Annotated in this window: 16 protein-coding genes; 11 read left to right on the top strand and 5 right to left on the bottom strand. The window is 66.1% G+C overall.

The annotated features are described in order from the left end of the window. Positions 1-41 precede the first annotated feature (41 nt). From QI450_RS13445 to QI450_RS13435, 3 genes are all read right to left on the bottom strand, one after another. Complete coding sequence (locus QI450_RS13445; RefSeq protein ID WP_226773536.1) at positions 42-1,094, bottom strand: LCP family protein; 1,053 nt, start codon at positions 1,092-1,094, stop codon at positions 42-44. Positions 1,095-1,168: 74 nt separating this feature from the next. Beyond that, complete coding sequence (locus QI450_RS13440) at positions 1,169-1,798, bottom strand: low molecular weight phosphatase family protein (RefSeq protein ID WP_226773535.1); 630 nt, start codon at positions 1,796-1,798, stop codon at positions 1,169-1,171. Then, the gene (locus tag QI450_RS13435) at positions 1,764-2,882 is read right to left on the bottom strand and encodes an LCP family protein (protein WP_226773534.1); all 1,119 of its coding nucleotides are present in this window, start codon (positions 2,880-2,882) and stop codon (positions 1,764-1,766) included. The genes QI450_RS13440 and QI450_RS13435 overlap by 35 nt, the downstream gene beginning before the upstream one ends. A 201-nt stretch (positions 2,883-3,083) precedes the next feature. Between QI450_RS13435 and paaA the strand changes: the two genes are divergently transcribed. From paaA to galU, 7 genes are all read left to right on the top strand, one after another. Continuing rightward, a complete protein-coding gene (gene paaA / locus QI450_RS13430; RefSeq protein ID WP_226773533.1) occupies positions 3,084-4,115 on the top strand; it encodes a 1,2-phenylacetyl-CoA epoxidase subunit PaaA in 1,032 nt (343 codons plus the stop codon). Then, the gene (gene paaB / locus QI450_RS13425) at positions 4,112-4,417 is read left to right on the top strand and encodes a 1,2-phenylacetyl-CoA epoxidase subunit PaaB (RefSeq protein WP_024367847.1); all 306 of its coding nucleotides are present in this window, start codon (positions 4,112-4,114) and stop codon (positions 4,415-4,417) included. Before paaA ends, paaB begins: the two co-directional genes overlap by 4 nt. Next, positions 4,414-5,355 carry a 1,2-phenylacetyl-CoA epoxidase subunit PaaC gene (gene paaC, locus QI450_RS13420; RefSeq protein ID WP_226773532.1) on the top strand — a complete coding sequence of 314 codons (942 nt, stop codon included), beginning with the start codon at positions 4,414-4,416 and terminating at the stop codon, positions 5,353-5,355. Before paaB ends, paaC begins: the two co-directional genes overlap by 4 nt. Before the next feature lie 11 nt (positions 5,356-5,366). Continuing rightward, a complete protein-coding gene (gene paaD, locus QI450_RS13415) occupies positions 5,367-5,921 on the top strand; it encodes a 1,2-phenylacetyl-CoA epoxidase subunit PaaD (protein WP_226773539.1) in 555 nt (184 codons plus the stop codon). 9 nt (positions 5,922-5,930) lie between these two features. After that, positions 5,931-7,163, top strand: coding sequence for a 1,2-phenylacetyl-CoA epoxidase subunit PaaE (gene paaE, locus QI450_RS13410; protein WP_226773531.1), 1,233 nt, complete (start codon positions 5,931-5,933; stop codon positions 7,161-7,163). Positions 7,164-7,202: 39 nt separating this feature from the next. Beyond that, positions 7,203-7,982, top strand: coding sequence for an enoyl-CoA hydratase/isomerase family protein (locus QI450_RS13405; RefSeq protein WP_226775731.1), 780 nt, complete (start codon positions 7,203-7,205; stop codon positions 7,980-7,982). Positions 7,983-8,068: 86 nt separating this feature from the next. Further along, the gene (galU, locus tag QI450_RS13400) at positions 8,069-8,959 is read left to right on the top strand and encodes a UTP--glucose-1-phosphate uridylyltransferase GalU (protein WP_226775730.1); all 891 of its coding nucleotides are present in this window, start codon (positions 8,069-8,071) and stop codon (positions 8,957-8,959) included. Positions 8,960-8,989: 30 nt separating this feature from the next. Here galU and QI450_RS13395 read toward each other — a convergent pair whose 3' ends face one another. After that, complete coding sequence (locus QI450_RS13395) at positions 8,990-9,454, bottom strand: Lrp/AsnC family transcriptional regulator (protein WP_226775729.1); 465 nt, start codon at positions 9,452-9,454, stop codon at positions 8,990-8,992. A 159-nt stretch (positions 9,455-9,613) separates the two neighbouring features. Here QI450_RS13395 and pdhA point away from each other — a divergent pair, with 159 nt between their 5' ends. From pdhA to QI450_RS13380, 3 genes are read left to right on the top strand one after another with little or no spacing between them, the layout of a single operon-like run. After that, positions 9,614-10,831, top strand: coding sequence for a pyruvate dehydrogenase (acetyl-transferring) E1 component subunit alpha (gene pdhA, locus QI450_RS13390; RefSeq protein ID WP_226775728.1), 1,218 nt, complete (start codon positions 9,614-9,616; stop codon positions 10,829-10,831). After that, positions 10,828-11,940 (top strand): transketolase C-terminal domain-containing protein, encoded by a 1,113-nt coding sequence (locus tag QI450_RS13385; RefSeq protein ID WP_226775727.1) that lies wholly within the window; start codon positions 10,828-10,830, stop codon positions 11,938-11,940. Before pdhA ends, QI450_RS13385 begins: the two co-directional genes overlap by 4 nt. 2 nt (positions 11,941-11,942) lie before the next feature. Then, on the top strand, positions 11,943-13,385 hold the full coding sequence (locus tag QI450_RS13380; protein ID WP_226775726.1) for a dihydrolipoamide acetyltransferase family protein: 1,443 nt from the start codon (positions 11,943-11,945) through the stop codon (positions 13,383-13,385). Between the two features lie 70 nt (positions 13,386-13,455). Here the strand turns inward: QI450_RS13380 and QI450_RS13375 are convergent, their stop codons facing one another. Continuing rightward, a complete protein-coding gene (locus tag QI450_RS13375) occupies positions 13,456-14,388 on the bottom strand; it encodes a LysR family transcriptional regulator (protein ID WP_226775725.1) in 933 nt (310 codons plus the stop codon). A 170-nt stretch (positions 14,389-14,558) separates the two neighbouring features. Here QI450_RS13375 and hisD point away from each other — a divergent pair, with 170 nt between their 5' ends. Then, a complete protein-coding gene (gene hisD, locus QI450_RS13370) occupies positions 14,559-15,878 on the top strand; it encodes a histidinol dehydrogenase (protein WP_226775724.1) in 1,320 nt (439 codons plus the stop codon). Positions 15,879-15,884 lie beyond the last annotated feature (6 nt).

Genomic DNA, 15,884 nt, shown 5'->3' with positions numbered 1-15,884 from the left:
CCAATCTACCGTCCGGCAGCACTGTCACTGCTGCGGGTGCCTCAGTTCCCGTTCTGAAGATTGTTGGCGGCAATGTACCCGGGCAGGGTCCCGGAGGTCAGTGCTGCCGAGACGGCGGCCGTGGCAGCGGGGTCCTGCAGGACGATGGATTGGCCGTCACTGCTGGTTCCAACGCCGGCGGTGGGCAGGGTAAAGAACACACCGTTGCCTGGTGCCGTGCTTCGCAGGCTGGAGGCGAGCCGCTCCAGCGTTTCCAGCGTGAGTCCCGGGTCGACGGTGATGTGCGGGAGGACCGTCGCCACGAGTTGCTTCACGGTGTTGGCGTCCGAGAGCCCGCCTTCGGCCGCCATTTTGTCCAGCACGGCCTTCAGGAACGTCTGCTGGTTCCGGACCCTCTGGTAGTCGCCGTCGGCGAAGGCATGGCGCTCGCGGACAAAGGCCAGGGCCTGCGGTCCGTTCAGTCTGTTCACACCCGCCGGAAAGTCCACGAAGTCGTCGATGGTGCCGGTGAAGGGCTGCTTGATGTCGACGTCGACGCCGCCGAGGGCGTCCGTCAGGGCCGCGAAACCCTGGAAATCCAGCATAAGGCTGTGGTCCACGCGCTGGCCCAGCAGGGATTCCACCGTCTGTGTCATCAGCGGCACCCCGCCCAGTTCGAGTCCGGCGTTGATCTTTGCTGCCCCGTAGCCCGGGATATCGACCCAGAGGTCGCGCATGATGGAGATGCCGTAGACACTTTGCCGGTCGGCCGGGAGATGGATAAAGACCAGCGCGTCACCGCGCTGGTCCGAGGCGGCGCCGGAGGCCGCGATGGCCCGCTCGTTCACCCGGCTGTCGCTGCCGATCAGCAGGATGTTCAGCGCGGCGGGCGGCGGATCCGGCGTCGGGGTTGGGCTGGCGGCGGGCGATTGCTGCGCTGCCGGGGACGTTTGCACCGGGGCTGCGGTTTCGGTGCGGGGCATGTTCAGGAGCAGCGCCGCGACGGCGAGGACCGCCAGGCCGGCAATGAGGGCGATGATAACTGTCCGGCGCCGATGCGCCACGCCCGGTGCCGTGGCTTTGGCTGCTTCTGCCGGTTCCGGCTCCGTTCCCATGGCCGGACACTACCACCGTAAGCGATCGACCGGGAGCAACCGACGGCACCGGGTTCAGCCGTGGGCTGCCGGGTTCAGCCGTGCTGCCGGGCGAACCGCAGGATGGTGCGGATGGCCGGGGAAAGTTCATCCTCCATTTGGCGGTAGATTTCCGGCCCGCGCCGGTAGGGGTCCACCACGTCATTGTCGGCCGGTTCCGGGGCCTGCGCGAGATGCCGGACAGCGGCCGCGCGGGCCGGGAGATCACGCCAGAACGCGGCTGTGTCGCCTGCCGGGACAGGGATGCCACGGTCCTCAAGCGCTTCGAGCATCCGGGCAAATTCGCGGATGGTGAAGGTGCGCTTTAGCAGGGCGGCGTCCAGATGGATGACTTCGCCGCGGTGCTGTGCCGACATCGCCAGCACCAGATCTGCTTGCCGCAGGATCTCCGGTGTCAGCTGACGGGCCGCGAACCCGTCCGGCGTGCCGCCGTAGCTTGTGATGATGTCTTGGGACAGCGGCTGGATCGGATCGCCCGCCATGGCCCGAGTTCCAGCGCTCCGCACCTCAAAAGCCCCGGGCTGCACCTGGTTCAGTCCGGTTTGGAGCAGGCGTTCGGCAACGGGGGACCGGCAGATGTTGCCGGTGCACACGGTAAGGATCCGAATGGGTAACGACGGCGAACCATCGCTAGTTTCCGGCTCCGAGGCCTTGGGCAGCAACATAGTCTCCGAGTCTATCGTTGCTGAGGGCGGCCTTGATCTCCTCGATGGCGGACGGATCAGGCAGGACAATGGACTGCCCGTCTGCCGACGTGCCGGTCCCGGCCGTGGGCAGGGTAAACATGGCGATGTCCTGGCGGTGGACGTCCCGGAGGCTGACGGCCAGGCGGCCGGCTTCGACCAGGTCCAGGGCAGGCGCCACGCTCACGAAGGGGGCGACGGCGCTAAGCGCGTGTTCGAGGGTGAGCGGGCGTTGGACGGTGCCGGCGTCCAGGGTTTTGCCGATGACGGCGGCCAGGAGCAACTGCTGGTTGCGGACCCGCTGGTAGTCGCCGTCGGCGAAGGCATAACGCTCGCGGACAAAAGCCAGGGCTCGGGCGCCATCGAGGGTGTTCGCGCCCGCATTAAAGACATATTCGCTCTTGGCCCTCGTCCCGGTGAACGGCACCTTGACGTCCACGGTGACCCCGCCAATGGCGTCGACGAGTCCCTGGAATCCTTCAAAGTCAATCCGTACCACTTGATCGATCCGCTGCTGCAGCAAGGATTCCACTGTCTGCACCACCAGGGGGACGCCGCCGAAGGCCAGGGCGGCATTGATCTTGGCTTCGCCGTGCCCGGGGATAGTCGTCCAGAGGTCGCGCATGATCGAAATGCTGTAGATATGGGCGCGGTCAGCCGGGATATGAACCAGCATCAGCGTGTCGGAGCGTTGGTTCGAGGGTGCTCCGGCCACCGCCTCGGCAGCCGCGCCGCCGGAAGCATCGCGGCTGTCGCTGCCCATCACCAGGATATTTATGGGTTTCGCGGAGCCGGCCGGCACCGCCTGGGCCCGGACCCGGACGGCCTCCGCCGGGAACGCGTTTTTGATCTCCCGGGTCTGGGATGCGAAAATCTGGGCCATCGAAAAGACGTAGGCTCCCATCGAACCGGGGACCGCGAGCACAAGGGCCAGCAGCACGCCCAGCAGGATCCGGCGGCCGCGTTTGCCGTGAACTGTCCTGGCCGCCCGGTCGCGGCGCGCCGCCCCCGGCGGCGTTCCGTTTCCTGACGATTCCTTCCGATCCACTTCCCCGTGATTCGACATTAGAGTCTCCTGAGTTCGGTGCAGCGTCCGGCGGAGAGCGCCGGGAGACCTCGCTGCAGTCGATGGTGCAGACGGTACGCTCCGGAACTTGGGTTTTCCTGCAGTCGTGGTGGAGCTCCAGTGCTTGACGCATCTCCGGCCTTCCGCATATCCTGAACGAACGGTCGGTAATTATTTATCGGAAAATGCATAGGAGCAACCATGGCAGCGCAGACCCTGCAGTCAGTGCCCGGAGAGCCAACAGCGGCACGGCACGAACAGAGCCTCGAAGATGTGGCCCGGCGTGACGCTGAAGGCCAGGCATACTTCGACAAAGTCATGGCTGACGATTCGCGGATCGAGCCCCGCGACTGGATGCCCCCGGCATACCGCAAGACCCTGCTTCGCCAGATTTCTCAGCACGCGCACTCGGAGATCATCGGCATGCAGCCGGAAGCCAACTGGATCTCCCGCGCCCCCAGCCTCAAGCGCAAGGCCATCCTGATGGCCAAGGTCCAGGACGAGGCCGGCCACGGACTGTACCTGTACTCCGCCGCCGAGACCCTCGGCCAGCCGCGCGATGAGATGAACCAGGCGCTGATGGACGGCAAAGCCAAGTACTCCTCCATCTTCAACTACCCCGCCCGCACCTGGGCGGACATGGGCGCCATCGGCTGGATGGTCGACGGCGCCGCTATCGCCAACCAGGTGCCGCTCTGCCGCGCCTCCTTCGGCCCCTACGGCCGCGCCATGGTCCGCGTCTGCAAGGAAGAATCCTTCCACCAGCGCCAGGGCTTCGAGATCCTGCTGGAACTTTCCCACGGCACGCCGGCGCAGAAGCAGATGGCCCAGGACGCGGTCAACCGCTGGTACGCCCCGGCCCTGATGATGTTCGGCCCGCCGGATGACGACTCGCCCAACTCCAAGCAGTCCATGGCCTGGAACATCAAGCGCTTCAGCAACGACGAACTGCGCAACCGTTTCGTCGGAATGATGATGGAGCAGGTCAAGGTCCTGGAGCTCACCCTCCCGGACAAGGACATCCGTTTCAACGAAGAAACCAAGAAATGGGAGCACGGTCCGCTGGACTGGGATGAATTCCACGAGATCCTCGCCGGCCGCGGCCCCTGCAACGCCCAGCGCCTGGAACGGCGCCGGGAAGCACACAACAACGGCACCTGGGTGCGCGAAGCCGCCGCGGCCTACGCTGAAAAGCAGAGCCGCAAGCAAGCAGAGAAGGAATCCGCAGCATGACAACTCCCGAACCGCACGCAGGCAACGTCTGGCCCATCTGGGAGGTTTTTGTCCGCTCCAGCCGCGGCCTCTCCCACGTCCACGCCGGCTCCCTGCACGCGCCGGACGCCGCCATGGCGCTGCGCAATGCCCGAGACCTCTACACCCGCCGCAATGAGGGGGTGTCCATCTGGGTTGTCCCGGCGGACGCGATCGCCTCGTCCGATCCTGACGCCAAGGGCTCCTTTTTCGAGTCTCCCCAGGGCAAGGACTACCGGCACGCGACGTACTACACCAAGAGCGAGGGCGTGAAGCACCTGTGAGCACCTCACCTGAAACTGCCGCAGCGGCAGCACCCGCAGCAGCGGAAACGGCCGGTCACGGGGACATCTCCGTCGGCGTCAACGGCTCCGGCAACAGTGGCGAGGCCACGGCCAGCGCCACCCGGATCACCCCCGGCAATGCCCTCCGTCCGGAGGACATCGCCCTTGCCGTAAGCCAGGGAACCGCGAAGCCGAGCGCTGACGCCGCCGAGTTCGCCCTGCGGCTGGGCGATGACGCCCTGGTCCTCGCGCAGCGGCTGGGCCACTGGATCTCCCGCGCCCCGGAGCTTGAGGAAGACATCGCCCTGGGCAACATCGCCCTGGACCAGCTGGGGCACGCCCGGTCCTTCCTCAGCTATGCCGGCGGATTAGACGGTCGAAGCGAAGATGACCTCGCCTACTTTCGCCGCGAGCCGGAGTTCCGGTCCGTCGAAATCTTTGAACTTCCGAATGGCGACTTTGCCGTCACCATCGCCCGCCAGCTCGTGGTCAGCTACTACCAGTTCGAGCTTTACCGCCGGCTGGCCGCCTCCACCGACACCACCCTGGCCGGGATCGCCGCCAAAGCGGTCAAGGAAGTGGATTATCACCGCGACCACAGCGCCCAGTGGGTGCTGCGCCTGGCCCAGGGCACTGACGAGTCCCGCGCGAAGATGATCCACGCCTTCAAGGTCATCTGGCCCTACGTCGACGAGCTCTTCCGCGACGACGAACTCACCGCCCGCCTGGCCGGGTGCGGTGCCGCCGTCGAGCCCTCCAGCCTGCGCGCCGATTTCGACCGCCTTACCGGCGAGGTCCTGGCCGCAGCCGAACTGGACGTTCCCGCGGTTCAGCCGGCCCCCGGCGGCGGACGCCGGGGACTGCACTCCGAACATCTCGGCTACCTCTTAGCCGAGATGCAGGTACTCGCCCGCGAGTACCCCGGGGCAAGCTGGTAACCACGATGGACATGTACGTCAGCCACCCCACGGCAGCCGACGGCCGCCCTGCGGCCCCGCGGACGCCCGAGCAGAAGGCCTGGGAACTCGCGGCCACGGTCTGCGACCCGGAAATCCCGGTCCTGACGATCGAGGACCTGGGGATCCTGCGCAAGGTCAGGATCTACGACGACGGCGGGATGGTCCCCGCCGTGCAGGTCACGATCACGCCGACCTACTCGGGCTGCCCCGCCATGGACGCCATCCGCGATGACCTCACGGCGGCCTTCAAACGGGAAGGCTACCCCAGCGTCAACGTCGACATGGTCCTCTCCCCGGCATGGAGTACTGACTGGATGAGCGAGGCCGGCAAAGCCAAGCTGCAGGAGTACGGCATCGCGCCGCCGTCGGGCCGCTCTGCCGCCCTCCGGCACGCCGGCCCGGTCCGGTTGTCCCTCGCCGTCAAGTGCCCGCAGTGTTCGTCGCTGAACACCAAGGAACTCACCCGCTTCGGTTCCACCTCCTGCAAGGCGCTGTACGTCTGCCAGGACTGCAAGGAACCCTTCGACTACTTCAAAGTCATCTAAGGAAACGCCATGATTGTTCTCCGACAGACCGCCGCTGAAACGGCCGCAGCCACCGGCCGCCGTCGTGCGTCCTTCCACCCGCTGGCCGTGGATGAGGTCCGCCGGCTCACCGATGATGCGATCGAGGTGACCTTCGGCGTTCCGGCCGAACTCGCGGGCCAGTTCGATTACCTCCCGGGCCAGTACGTTGCCCTGCGCACTACCCTCCCGGATGAGTCCGGCGAGCCGAAGGAAGTCCGGCGCAGCTACTCGATTTGCGCCGAGCCGAGGAGCTTTGCGGACGGCAGCAGCGAGATCCGGGTCGCGATCAAGAAGGACCTGGGCGGGCAGTTCTCCACCTGGGCGAACGCCGAGCTCACGGCCGGGGACGTGCTGGACGTGATGAGCCCGATGGGTGCGTTTGTGTCCCGGCACGGCCGGGACGGCAAAGAGCAGAACCTGATGAACTCGATGAACCATCCGGAGGACATGGCCAGCGAGCTCGCGGGGGAGCCCGGCTCTTTCGTCGCGATCGCCGCCGGTTCCGGGATTACCCCGGTGATCGCGATTGCCCGCACGCTGCTCGCCGCACATGCCGAAACCCGCTTTGACCTGGTCTACGCCAACAAGGCCGCGATGGATGTGATGTTCCTGGAGGAACTCGCCGACCTGAAGGACAAGTACCCGGCCCGGCTCGCGTTGCACCACGTGCTCTCCCGGGAACAGCGGATCGCCCCGCTGCTCAGCGGCCGGATCGACGCGGAAAAGCTGCAGGCCCTGCTGGGGACCGCCATCCACGCCGAGGACGTCGACGAGTGGTTCCTGTGCGGCCCGTTCGAACTCGTGCAACTGTGCCGGGATACCCTGGCCGAGCGCGGCGTCGACCCGGAACAGGTCCGCTTCGAACTGTTCAGCACCGGTAAGCCGGACCGTCCCGAAGGCAATGCCGGCCGCCCGGTGATTGTGGACGAATCCCAGTCCACGTTCAAGATCACCTTCAAGCTGGACGGCCTCCAGGGCGAGGTGGCCAGCCCGACCCACGCCCGTGAATCCATCCTGAACGCGGCGCTCCGCGTCCGCCCGGACGTACCGTTCGCGTGTGCCGGCGGCGTCTGTGGAACCTGCCGTGCCAAGGTAGTCACCGGTGCCGTCACAATGGATGAGAATTACGCGCTGGAGCAGGACGAACTGGACAAGGGCTACGTGCTCACCTGCCAATCCCACCCCACGACGCCGGAAGTCACCGTCGACTTCGACGTCTAACGGACCAACCCCGACTCCCGCCCCGACCCCAGGAGCCCCATGATTTCCCTCTCCATCGCCGACGGCATCGCCGAGATCGTCCTGAACGCCCCCTACAAGCTCAACGCGCTGGACGAGCAGGCGCTGCGGGATCTGTCTCAGGCGTACGACGACGCCGCTGCCGCAGCCGCCCGCGGAGAGGTGCGTGCGCTGCTCCTGAGGGGAGAGGGACGGGCCTTCTGCGCGGGCCGGGACATCGCCGGCGTGACGCCGGAAACGGATGACGTCCAGGGCTATCTCGGCGGGTTGCTGCAGCCGCTTCTGAAGAAGATGTCCGCCTTTCCGGCGCCCACCTTCGCGGCAGCCCAAGGAGCCTGCCTGGGGGTAGGGCTGGGCCTGCTGCTGGCCACTGACGTGGTGTACGTGGCGGAGAACGCCAAATTCGGCTCCCCGTTCGCGAACCTCGGTGCCACCCTCGATTCGGGTGGCCACTGGTACTTCACCGAACGCCTCGGTATGCACCGGACGCTGGACCTGATTTATACGGCGGAGCTGATGAGCGGTGCTGACGCCGTGGCGCAGGGAATGTTCTCCCGGGCCATGCCCGCAGCTGACCTCCTGGCGGACACCCGCGCCATCGTGGCGAAGGCCGCCACCGGCGCCACCAGTGCCTTCACCGCCAGCAAGGACCTCGTGGCGCACATCCGGGACCAGCGGCTGGGCCTGTGGGAGTCCATGGCAGAGGAAAACGCCGAGCAGGCACGGCTCTGCAACACCGCGGACTACGCTGAGGGGTTCCTGGCGTTCCAGGAGAAGCGGACGCCGGTTTTCAAGGGGTAAAAACGACTGTCGCCGGGCGACCGGCCCGGCTGCTTCTCTTTATCGAAGCCATTCTCATTTCGAAGGTGTCCTTGTAGGGTTCGGTTATGACTTTGGGGAAACCGGTAACTAAGGCTGTCATTCCTGCCGCCGGACTGGGAACACGCTTTCTGCCCGCCACCAAAGCCATGCCGAAGGAAATGCTCCCGGTAGTCGACCAGCCGGCCATCCAGTATGTCGTGGAGGAAGCCGTCCGCGCCGGGCTGACGGACCTGCTGATGATTACCGGCCGGCAGAAGCGCGCCCTCGAGGACCACTTTGACCGGGAGCCCAGCCTGGAACGTGCCCTGGAACTAAAGGGTGACCGGGAGAAACTGGCGGCCGTTCAGCACGCATCCGCCCTGGGGCCGCTTTACTATGTGCGCCAGGGAGACCCTCGGGGACTCGGCCACGCCGTCCTGTGTGCCCGTCAGCATATCGGCGCGGAGCCCTTCGCCGTGCTGCTGGGCGATGATTTGATTGACGAGCGCGATGAGTTGCTGAGCACCATGATCGAGGTGCAGGCCCGGACGGGCGGCTCGGTGGTTGCCCTGATCGAGGTGGATCCCGCCGAAATCAGCGCTTACGGCTGCGCAGACGTCTCGGTCATCGACGGCGAAGACCATGTGCGGGTTAACCGGCTGGTGGAAAAACCCTCGATCGCCGATGCGCCCTCCAACCTTGCCGTGATCGGCCGCTACGTCCTGCACCCGGCGGTGTTTGACGTGCTGGAGGAAACAGGACCCGGCCGCGGCGGAGAAATCCAGCTCACGGACGCGCTGCAGACGTTGGCCACCTCAAACTGCGAGGGCGGCGGGGTCAGCGGAGTGGTCTTCAAGGGCCGCCGCTATGACACCGGCGACAAGCTCAGCTACCTGAAGGCGGTCATCTCGATTGCCTCGGAACGGGTCGAATTCGGCGAGGAGCTCAAAGCCTGGATGAAGGCCTTCGTTAACTGAAACCGCGTCAACTGAAACCGCAACGCCTGGCTACCGCGTATCGACATCCTCAAACACCAAAAACGTCTGTGTGTCCAGCACCCCTGGCATGGACTGCAGCTGGTCGAAGATCACCCGGCGCAGATCGATATTGTCCACGGCGCGCACCAGCAGGATGACATCGAAGTCGCCACCCACCAAGGCGATGTGGTGCACCTCTGGAATGGCGCGCAGCAGTTCCCGCAGTTCCCGCCAGGAATGCTGGCGGACCTTCAGGGTGACGTAGGCCGAGGACTTCAGGCCGGCCTTAATCGGGTCGACCAGTGCCGTGAACTTGGTCAGCACACCCTCGCCGGTCAGCCGGGCAATCCGTGTGTAGGCGTGGGCCCGGGAGATGTGGACATTCTCCGCGACCTGCGTGACGGACATCCGCCCGTCCCTGGTCAGTTCCGCGATGATGTTCCGGTCCACATCATCCAAGGGCACCGCGGCCTGGTCCGCCCCGTCCTCTGCCATTTGTCCACAACCCCCGCCGGTAATCCAGCTCACATCTACGATTTGTCTTCTAGAGTAAGGCAATTCTCTGGACTTCTCCACGATTTCCGCGAGAGCTGGATACGAAACATCGCCCAGCCCCATACTTGGAGTGAATAGTGGCTACAGAAGGACGGACCAATGACGATCTCCGCAGACCACCCTGCGCAGCCCGCAGCGCAGGACCAGATGGCAGGCGCGGCCAATGAGGCCGTGCGCAAATTCGGCATCACGGTCGAGGACTACATGCTGCCCGCCCGGCACCAGATCCAAATGGTGGGTCCGGACGGCACACTGAACCCCCACACCGAGCAAGGCACCCAGCCCGGCCACGAGTACAGCCTGCCGGGCGGGGCGGAACTGCTGGCCGCCTACGAGCAGCTCGTCGTCGGGCGCCGCGTCAACGATCAGAACTCAGCCCTCGTCCGGCAGGGCAGGATGGCCGTCTACCCCTCCAGTCACGGCCAGGAGGCCTGCCAGGTCGCAGCGGCACTCTGCCTGTCCGACGGCGACTGGATGTTCCCCACCTATCGTGACTCCGTGGCCGTGATGGCACGCGGTGTGGATCCCGTCCAGACCATGACGCTGTTCCGCGGCGACTGGCACGGCGGCTACAACCCCGCCGAGCACAAGGTCGGTATCCAGTGCACCCCGCTGACCACCCAGCTCCTGCACGGCGTCGGCGTCGCCCACGCCGCCAAACTCCGCGGCGAGGACACCGTTGTCCTGGCCATGTGCGGGGACGGCGCCACCAGCGAAGGCGACTTCCACGAGGCACTGAACTTCGCGGCCGTCTTCCACCTGCCGGTTGTGTTCTTCGTCCAGAACAACCAGTACGCGATCTCCGTGCCGCTCGCGCACCAGTCGGTTGCACCGTCGCTCGCCCACAAGGCCGTGGGTTACGGGATGGCCGGCGAACGGGTGGACGGCAACGACGTCGTGGCCCTCCTCGCGGTGCTGGGCCGGGCGGTCAAGCTGGCCCGGGAAGGCTCCGGACCGCTGCTTGTCGAGGCCCACACGTACCGGATGCAGGCCCACACCAACGCCGACGACGCCACCCGCTACCGGCAGGACAGCGAGGTCGCCGAATGGGTGGCGAAAGACCCGCTGAGCCGGATGAAGACCTACCTGACGGACCGGGGACTGCTCGATGACGGCCGCACCGCCGCTATTGCAGAGAAGGCCGAAGCCGTTGCCACGCAGCTGCGCGAAGGACTCAGCGAGGAGGTCCCCGTCGATCCGCAGGACCTGTTCAAATACGTCTTCTCTACTCCCACTCCCCAGTTGAAGGAGCAGTCCGCAATGCTCGCCGACGAACTCGCCCGGGACGCCGCATCAGCGACGGAGGCCGCGAAATGAGCCCCACCATCACCACCTCGTCCGAGGCGAACGGCAACGTCAGCGCCGCGACCGCTCAGGCCGCGGAAACGGCAGCGGTCAAGGCCGAGCAGACCGGCCCGCAGACCATTACCCTGGCCAAGGCACTGAATGCCGCCATGGCCGACGCCATGCATGCCGACGCCTCGGTCCTGGTCTTCGGCGAGGACGTTGGTATGCTCGGCGGCGTCTTCCGCATCACCGACGGTCTGACCAAAACCTTCGGCAGGAGCCGCTGCTTCGACACCCCGCTGGCCGAGTCCGGCATTGTCGGCATGGCCGTGGGCATGGCGATGAACGGCATGCGCCCGGTCATCGAGATGCAGTTCGACGCCTTCGCCTACCCGGCGTTCGAACAGATCGTCAGCCACGTTGCCAAGATGCACAACCGCACCAAGGGCGGCGTGAAGCTGCCCATGGTCATCCGGGTTCCCTACGCCGGCGGCATCGGGGGAGTGGAGCACCACTGTGATTCCTCCGAGGCCTACTACGCCCACACCGCCGGGCTTAAGGTCTTCACCCCGGCCACTGTGGCGGACGGCTACCGGATGCTCCGCGAGGCCATCGATTCCGATGATCCGGTGATGTTTATGGAGCCGAAGAAGCTCTACTGGTCCAAGGACCAGGTGGACCTGGACGCGCTCCGGGCCGAACATGCCGCGAACACCGAACGCGGCACGTCCTCGGAAGGCCGCGCCGCCGTCGCCCGCCCCGGCACCGACGCGACGCTGATCGCGTATGGACCGTCCGTCCCGACGGCGCTGGCTGCTGCTGCCGCCGCCGCCGAGGAAGGCCGCTCGCTGGAAGTGATCGACGTCCGCTCGATTGTGCCCTTCGACGACGAGACGGTCTGCGCCTCGGTCCGCAAGACCGGCCGCGCGGTGGTTATCGCCGAAGCGCACGGCTTCGCCTCGGTGGCCTCCGAGATCGTGGCCCGGGTCCAGGAACGCTGTTTCCACCACCTCGCCGCGCCGATCCGCCGGGTCACGGGCTTTGATGTGCCGTACCCGGCGCCCAAGCTTGAGCACTACTACCTGCCCGGCGTGGACCGTATCCTCGACGCCGTTGACGACCTCCAGTGGGAGAACTGACCATGAGCGAACCGAAAGTATTCCTCCTCCCGGACCTTGGTGAGGGCCTCACCGAAGCCGAACTGGTCAGCTGGCTCGTGAAGGTGGGCGACGATATCCGCGTCGACCAGCCGATCGCCGAAGTGGAGACGGCCAAGTCCATGGTCGAGGTGCCCTCCCCTTACGCCGGCACCGTCGCCGTGCTGCACGGCGAGCCGGGCCAGACGCTCGACGTCGGGAAGCCGCTGATCTCGGTGATGCCGGTTGGTGCGGCTCCCGCGGTTGAGTCTGCCGCAGCCACGGTGGCTGAGCCGGCCGCAACCCAAGATGCCGCGGCAGAGACCTACCGCGAGGAGGAGAAGGCCGGGTCCGGGAATGTCCTCATTGGCTACGGGACTCCGGGTGGGCATGGGGTTGCCCGGCGGACCCGGGCATCCAAGCGGGCTGTGGCGCAGGTGCCTGAGGCCGAGAAGGCTGCCGATGATCTGTTGCTTATGCGGACCCGGGTTCCCGGGAAGCTGGGGGCTGTGATTTCTCCGCTGGTCCGGCGGATGGCTCGGGACCATGGGGTTGATTTGGGGGATCTCCAAGGCTCGGGAGCCAGCGGGCTTATTATGCGCCGCGACGTTGAGGCGTTCATCAAGCCGGCGCCTGCGGTTGAGCCTGCCGGAACCAGCCCGGTCGAAACGCCGGCGGTAGCAACGGATGTGGCTACCGCGATCACGGACACGGATGCCCGCACGGGGCTTGGGATCTCCGGCCGCACGGCTGTCCGCGGCGTGCGCAAGGCCGTCGCGGCGAACATGGCGCGCAGCCGGTCCGAGATCCCGGAGGCCACGGTCTGGGTCGATGTCGACGCCACGGCGCTGGTGGAGCTGCGCGCCGCGCTGAAGAACGCCGACCCGGACCACACCCCGGGCTTGCTGGCGTTCATTGCCCGCTTTGTTACTGCCGGCCTCAAGAAGTTTCCGGAGTTGAACTCCCGGATCGTCAGCGCCGGGGACACCGCCGGTGGGGCCGGCCAGGAGATCGTGGCCTTCGACGGCGTCAACCTCGGTTTCGCGGCCCAGACCGACCGCGGCCTGATGGTGCCGTCCGTGCGCAACGCAGACAAACTCAGCGCCCGCGAACTGGACGCCGAAATCCGGCGGCTCACCGGCGTCGTCCGCGAGGGCAAGGCAACCCCCGCGGAACTGGGCAGCGGCACGTTCACGCTGAACAACTACGGCGTCTTTGGGGTCGACGGCTCGGCCGCGATCATCAACCACCCCGAGGTAGGCATCCTCGGCGTCGGGCGGATCATCGACAAGCCCTGGGTAGTTAACGGCGAACTCGCCGTGCGCAAGGTCACCGAGCTGACGCTCACCTTCGACCACCGCGTCTGCGACGGCGGAACCGCCGGCGGCTTCCTGCGTTTTGTGGCCGACGCGATCGAGAACCCGGGGTCGGTACTGGCCGATTTGTGAGGAACGGGGGACCCGGACCAGCGCCTGCCGGAGGCGCTGGTCCGGGGGCAAGCGGCCGCTGGCGGCCGGACTAGCGCACAGTTGCCCGCCTGATGTCCTGGCCCGGCGGCACTTTGGACAGCAAGGTCCGGGCTGCCATTTGCGCCATCTTCCGTGTTGCCGGGGAAAGATAGGCGCCCTCCCGTTGGACAAGGGCAATTGTGTCGAACAATGGTTCTGCAAAAGGGACAGCGTGAACGTTTTTCGGAAAACCCGGCGCGCTAACCAATGCGTGGGGGACAAAACTGTCGGCCGCGCCGGCGGCAACCAGGCCCAGGGCGGTATCGACATGTTCCACCTCGATTGCCGCATCGATTTTCAGCCCCTTGAGCCGGGCACGCTCCAAAATCTGCCGCCGGGTGGGATCGCGCCAGCCGGCAAAGGCGTCATAGAGCACCAGCTTCGACTCGGCGAATTCCTCAATGGTCACGGGGCCGCGCGATGGATTACGGGTAGCCGACACGTAAAAAACTTCGTCACGAAAAAGCGGCCTGACCTGAAGGCCGGCCTCTGCAACCGGCAGGACGATCAGCCCGGCCTCAATTTCGCCGGAGGCCACCGACTCGGCCACTGCCAAGGAGTTCAGTCCGATGAGGCGCACCTTCACCTTGGGGTAGCGCCGGTGAAACCGCTGCACCAGGTCGGCCAGGTCGTAGTACGCGCCGTAACGCAGAACGCCGAACGTGCAGACGCCCCCTTCCAGTGAAGACATGGATTTCAGTGCCTCCACGCCGTTGTCGAAAGAGGTGACGGACTGCAACGCATGCACCTGCAGTTCAACGGCAGCCGTCGTGGGAAGAAGGCGCCGCCCGCCCCGAATGAAGAGGCTGTGCTCAAGCTCGTGTTCCAGCCTGCTGATGAGCTCGGAGACGGAAGCCTGGCTTGTTTCCAGCTTTCGTGCCGCGGCGGTGAAAGAACCGAGCTCATAGGCGGCGAGGAAGGCCCGTAGTTGCGCAAGGGTCATGGGCCCACTCTAGTCAGCGAGCGGAATGCGGGGGTTTTGTGGCGCCGGGAGATACCACCGCGGGTCTGTTACCTGCGCGAAACACAAGCCGCCAGCCATCGGGTCACCCTATGGCTGGCACTCGTTAGCGTCCCGTTGTGCGATAGGAACGGACTGAGTAGCTTGGACCTATGCAGATATCCAGCCGTGATGCGGCTCACATACAGGGCAGTTTCCTGGTCCTGAAGAGCCCGGCCATTGGCGGCGTTCCCGCCCAGCGGCTTCCCGACGTCGTGGAGACGGTGTCCGCGATGCTCGCTGACATTGAGGCCAACGGAATGGACGCCGTGCTTAAGTACGCTCGGCACCTCGACGGATGGCAGGGCTCCAACCTTGAACTTAGCCAGGCCGCTCTGGCTAAAACCGGCGACGGGCTCTCTACGGAACTGCGGGAGGCCCTGGTGGCCAGCGCAGAGCGGACCCGGCTATTTGCGGTGGAGCAGCGCGAACACCTCAGTGATTTTGAAACCGAGCTGCTCCCCGGCGTTTTTGTCGGCCAGAAGTACGTCCCCGTGGGGCGCGTTGGAGCGTATCTCCCCGCGGGAAGGTTCCCCATCCTGGCCAGTGCCTTTATGACGGTTGGGGTCGCCAAGGCGGCCGGCGTTCGCAACGTCGTGGCCTGCACCCCGCCTGCCGGGCCCGACGGCGGGAACCCCGCCGTCCTCTATGCCGCCTATCTGGCCGGCGTGGACCGGGCCTTCGCCCTCGGGGGTGTGCAAGCCATGGCCGCCATGGCCTTCGGGCTCCTGGACGAACAGCCAGCGGACATACTTGTCGGTGCCGGCAACGCCTACGTCACCGAGGCCAAGCGGCAACTCTTCGGTCGAGTCGGTATTGACCTGCTGGCGGGCCCGTCGGAAGTCGCCGTGATCGCCGACGAAACCGCCGACGCAGAGCTGGTTGCCGCCGATCTCCTCGGCCAGGCCGAACATGGCCCGCAGTCACCGGCGTCCCTGGTCACCACCTCACGCGAGCTGGGCGAAGAGGTGATCCGGCAGATCGACAAACAACTGCGGACGCTGGCCACCCGCGACATCGCCGGGCCGGCCTGGCGGGACTACGGCACCGTCTACGTGGCTGAAGACCGGGCAACGGCGGTGGAGATTATGGACCTCCTGGCGCCGGAGCACCTGGAAATCCAGACCGCCGACGACGCGTACTATCACGGGAACCTGCGCAACTACGGCTCCATCTTCCTGGGGCCATGGTCCACCGTGGCCTACTCGGACAAGGGCTCGTCCGGCACAAACCACGTACTTCCCACCGGCGGCGGTGCCCGGTCATCCGCCGGGCTCTCCGTGGCGCGCTTCCTCAAACCGCTCACTTTCCAGCGGGTCGAAAAAGACGCAACCCCGCGTCTGGCCAACTACGTCACAACGATTTCGGACGCCGAAGGCATGGCAGCCCACAAGGCCACCGCCACACTCCGCCTCGACCGCTTCATCCGATAGACAACA

It is taken from the genome of Arthrobacter sp. EM1, from assembly GCF_029964055.1.
Lineage (GTDB): Bacteria > Actinomycetota > Actinomycetes > Actinomycetales > Micrococcaceae > Arthrobacter.
This window is presented reverse-complemented; position numbering and strand designations above follow the sequence as displayed.

Coding starts and splice junctions, on each gene's coding strand:
- QI450_RS13445 (WP_226773536.1), bottom strand. CDS start 1,094: ATGGGAACGGAGCCGGAACCGGCAGAAGCAGCCAAAGCCACGGCACCG.
- QI450_RS13440 (WP_226773535.1), bottom strand. CDS start 1,798: ATGTTGCTGCCCAAGGCCTCGGAGCCGGAAACTAGCGATGGTTCGCCG.
- QI450_RS13435 (WP_226773534.1), bottom strand. CDS start 2,882: ATGTCGAATCACGGGGAAGTGGATCGGAAGGAATCGTCAGGAAACGGA.
- paaA (WP_226773533.1), top strand. CDS start 3,084: ATGGCAGCGCAGACCCTGCAGTCAGTGCCCGGAGAGCCAACAGCGGCA.
- paaB (WP_024367847.1), top strand. CDS start 4,112: ATGACAACTCCCGAACCGCACGCAGGCAACGTCTGGCCCATCTGGGAG.
- paaD (WP_226773539.1), top strand. CDS start 5,367: ATGTACGTCAGCCACCCCACGGCAGCCGACGGCCGCCCTGCGGCCCCG.
- paaE (WP_226773531.1), top strand. CDS start 5,931: ATGATTGTTCTCCGACAGACCGCCGCTGAAACGGCCGCAGCCACCGGC.
- QI450_RS13405 (WP_226775731.1), top strand. CDS start 7,203: ATGATTTCCCTCTCCATCGCCGACGGCATCGCCGAGATCGTCCTGAAC.
- galU (WP_226775730.1), top strand. CDS start 8,069: ATGACTTTGGGGAAACCGGTAACTAAGGCTGTCATTCCTGCCGCCGGA.
- QI450_RS13395 (WP_226775729.1), bottom strand. CDS start 9,454: ATGGCAGAGGACGGGGCGGACCAGGCCGCGGTGCCCTTGGATGATGTG.
- pdhA (WP_226775728.1), top strand. CDS start 9,614: ATGACGATCTCCGCAGACCACCCTGCGCAGCCCGCAGCGCAGGACCAG.
- QI450_RS13385 (WP_226775727.1), top strand. CDS start 10,828: ATGAGCCCCACCATCACCACCTCGTCCGAGGCGAACGGCAACGTCAGC.
- QI450_RS13380 (WP_226775726.1), top strand. CDS start 11,943: ATGAGCGAACCGAAAGTATTCCTCCTCCCGGACCTTGGTGAGGGCCTC.
- QI450_RS13375 (WP_226775725.1), bottom strand. CDS start 14,388: ATGACCCTTGCGCAACTACGGGCCTTCCTCGCCGCCTATGAGCTCGGT.
- hisD (WP_226775724.1), top strand. CDS start 14,559: ATGCAGATATCCAGCCGTGATGCGGCTCACATACAGGGCAGTTTCCTG.